The following is a 637-nucleotide window of genomic DNA, read 5'->3' on the forward strand; positions in this document are numbered from 1 at the left end:
GGACAAATAAAAGGCCTGCTGATCACCGACATTAATATTCACGATCTGGCCACATCGTTTATTACCCCTGACCGCCCAATATTGTGGAAATTCCTCTCCCTGTATGTCACGGATAATACCACCGGGGGGAATATCATTTTCCATAAGCCGATCCTTAGGTCGCTGGATCTGATTAATTATAAAGATGAAATGACGCAGTACTATACCCTGCACGTTAAGCTCGATGCGATTTACGTGGTGATTTTGACTTTCTGGCTGGTGCTGCTTTACGTCCTGGCTACCGTGATGCTGCTACGCTATGCCCGCAAACAGTTTATCCGTCAGAAATTACTCTCACGCGACAATATTACCGATGTGTTAACCGGGCTGTATAACCGCAAAGTGATCACGCCAGAACTCAACCAAAAAATTCAGTTACTGGTGGAGAGAAATATTCCGCTCACGGTGATCGCTATCGATAGCGATGGACTCAAAAGAATCAATGACACATTAGGTCATCATATGGGCGATAAGGCGATTCAGTCCCTGGGGCTGGCGCTGGCTCAGTCGATTCGCAAAAGCGATTACGGAATCCGGCTCGGCGGCGATGAGTTTTGTTTAATTCTGATCGACAATAATATTGATCGCTCCCGGGATA

Annotated in this window: 1 protein-coding gene and 1 pseudogene; both read left to right on the forward strand. The window is 46.5% G+C overall.

Going from position 1 to position 637, the window contains the following annotated elements; all coding sequences use genetic code 11:
- Nucleotides 1–60: 60 nt before the first annotated feature.
- Nucleotides 61–165, forward strand: a pseudogene (locus K5E19_RS24295) (GAPES1 domain-containing protein); the annotation flags it as partial.
- Between the two features lie 24 nt (nucleotides 166–189).
- Nucleotides 190–637, forward strand: a 448-nt coding sequence (locus K5E19_RS23335) for a GGDEF domain-containing protein (protein WP_260411932.1), incomplete at its 3' end; no start/stop codon positions are given.

This window comes from Enterobacter sp. RIT637, assembly GCF_019718755.1.
Classification (GTDB): Bacteria; Pseudomonadota; Gammaproteobacteria; order Enterobacterales; family Enterobacteriaceae; genus Enterobacter.